At 71.7% G+C, this 2,762-nt stretch carries 2 protein-coding genes; both read left to right on the top strand.

Annotation, left to right across the window (positions count from 1 at the left end; all coding sequences use genetic code 11):
- On the top strand, nt 1–893 hold an 893-nt coding region (locus tag ABD369_RS40325), incomplete at its 5' end, for a phosphopantetheine-binding protein (protein WP_344641614.1).
- Nucleotides 894–973: 80 nt separating this feature from the next.
- Nucleotides 974–2,762, top strand: a 1,789-nt coding sequence (locus tag ABD369_RS40320; RefSeq protein ID WP_344641613.1) for a type I polyketide synthase, incomplete at its 3' end; no start/stop codon positions are given.

The following is a 2,762-nucleotide window of genomic DNA, read 5'->3' as shown; positions in this document are numbered from 1 at the left end:
CCGGTCAGGGCAACTACGCCGCCGCGAACAGCTTCCTGGACGCCCTCGCCCAGCAGCGCCGTACGGCCGGTCTCCCGGCGACCTCGCTCGCCTGGGGTCTGTGGGCCGAAGACGGCGGCATGGCCGGTGAGTTGGACGCGGCGGACGTCAAGCGGATGGCGCGGGGCGGTGTCACCGCGCTGACCGCCGAGGACGGCCTGCGCCTGTTCGACACCTCGCTGAGTTCGGCCGACCCGGTCCTGGTTCCGATCCGGCTGGACCTCGCCGGTCTGCGCGGACAGGCCGAGGCAGGCATGCTGCCCCCGCTGCTGCGGGGCCTGGTCCGGGTCACCGCACGCCGCTCGGCCGCGGCGGGCGCCGACGCGACCGGTCCGTCGCTCGCGCAGCGGCTGCTGGGTGTGCCGGAGGCCGATCGCGAGGCGGTCCTGCGGGAGGTGGTGTGCTCCCAGGTCGCGGATGTCCTCGGATACCCGGGCCCGGACGCGGTGGACGCCGAGCGGGCGTTCAAGGACCTCGGTTTCGACTCCCTCACCGCCGTCGAACTGCGCAACCGCCTGGGTGCGGTGACCGGTCTGCGGCTGCCGGCGACCCTGGTCTTCGACTACCCGACCCCGGCCGCCCTGGTCGCACTGCTCCACGCGGAGACCGTCCCCGACGCGGCTGCGGCACTCGTGCCGCTGCTGGCCGAGCTGGACCGGCTGGAAGCCGCTCTGCTGGAGACCGCACCCGACGACGAGGGGCACCTCCGGGTCGCCAACCGCCTGCAGTCCCTGCTCGCGAAGTGGAACGACCAGCAGACCCCGGCCGAGGACACCGCCGTCGCCGAGGAGCTCGAAGAGGCCAGCGATGACGACCTCTTCGACTTCATCGGCAAGGAGTTCGGTATCTCCTGACCCCAGCCCGACTTGCCTGATCGCCCGATCACCCGATTCTTCTGCAACATCCCGAGAGGTGACCTGACATGCCGGCTGAGATGGCGGCTGAGGAAAAGCTTCGGTACTTCCTCAAGCGAGTGACGGCGGATCTCCACGAGACCCGTCGCCGACTCAAGGAGATGGAGGACAGCGAGCACGAGCCGATCGCGATCGTCGGCATGGCGTGCCGCTTGCCGGGCGGTGTCTCCTCGCCCGAGGACCTGTGGCGACTGGTCTCCACCGGCAGCGACGCGGTGTCGTTCTTCCCGGAGGACCGTGGCTGGGACGTCGAGAACCTCTACCACCCGGACCCGGACCACCCGGGCACCTCGTACACCCGCGAGGGCGGGTTCCTGCACAACGCGGGAGCGTTCGATCCGGGCTTCTTCGGGATCTCGCCGCGTGAGGCGATGTCGATGGACCCGCAGCAGCGGCTGCTGCTGGAGACCTCGTGGGAGGCCTTCGAGCGGGCGGGCATCGACCCGGCCACCCTGCGCGGCAGCCGGACCGGCGTGTTCGTGGGCGTGATGTACAACGACTACGGCATGCTGCTCCAGCAGTCGGTCGAGGGGGCCGAGGGCCAGATCGGCACCGGTACCTCGGGGAGCATCGCCTCCGGCCGGGTGTCCTACACCCTGGGCCTGGAGGGCCCGGCGGTGACCATCGACACGGCCTGCTCCTCCTCGCTGGTGGCCCTGCACCTGGCCTGCCAGTCGCTGCGCCAGGGTGAGTCCACGCTGGCGCTGGCCGGCGGCGTCACCGTGATGCTGACGCCCGGCACCTTCGTGGAGTTCAGCCGTCAGCGTGGTCTGGCGGCGGACGGGCGCTGCAAGGCGTTCTCGGACGACGCGGACGGCACCGGCTGGGGCGAGGGCGTCGGCATGTTGCTGGTCGAGCGGCTCTCCGATGCCCAGCGCAACGGACACCCGGTACTCGGCATCGTCCGCGGCAGCGCCGTAAACCAGGACGGCGCCTCCAACGGCCTCACCGCTCCCAACGGCCCGTCCCAGCAGCGGGTGATCAAGCAGGCGCTGGCCAGCGCGGCCCTGACGAGCGACCAGGTCGACGTGGTCGAGGCCCATGGCACCGGTACGACCCTGGGCGACCCGATCGAGGCCCAGGCGCTGCTGGCCACCTACGGTCAGGGGCGGCCGGCGGAGCGGCCGTTGTGGCTGGGTTCGGTGAAGTCCAACATCGGCCACACCCAGGCGGCCGCGGGTGCGGCGGGTGTGATCAAGATGGTGATGGCGATGCGGCACGGTGTGCTGCCGCAGTCGCTGCACGTGGGAGAGCCGTCCTCGCACGTGGACTGGTCGGCGGGCGAGGTCTCGCTGCTGAGCGAGGCGCAGCCGTGGCCGGAGACCGGCGAACCCCGCCGCTCGGCGGTGTCCTCGTTCGGCTTCAGCGGCACCAACGCCCACATCATCCTGGAGCAGGCGCCCGAGGCCCCGGCGCCGGAGGAGGGTGACACGGCGGATGCGCCGACCCGCCCGGCGGTGTGCTCGGCCGTCCCGTGGCTGCTCTCGGGCAGGACGGCCGACGCACTGCGCGGCCAGGCCGGACGGCTGATCGCACAGCTCGACGCCCAGCCGGAGACCAGTGCCGTAGACCTCGGGTACTCACTGGCCGCCACCCGCTCAGCCTTCGAGCACCGGGCGGTGCTGGTCGGCGGCGACCTCTCGGAACTCCGGTCCACCCTGGAGGCGTTGGCGTCCGGTGAGCCGGGTGGGGGTCTGGTTCAGGGCAGTGCGGGGTCTGCGGGGAAGGTGGCGTTCGTCTTCCCGGGTCAGGGTTCGCAGTGGGCTGCGATGGCGGTGGAACTCCTGGAGAGCTCGGCGGTGTTCGCGG

Origin of the sequence: Kitasatospora cystarginea, from assembly GCF_039533515.1 — a bacterium.
GTDB lineage: Bacteria > Actinomycetota > Actinomycetes > Streptomycetales > Streptomycetaceae > Kitasatospora > Kitasatospora cystarginea.
This window is presented reverse-complemented; position numbering and strand designations above follow the sequence as displayed.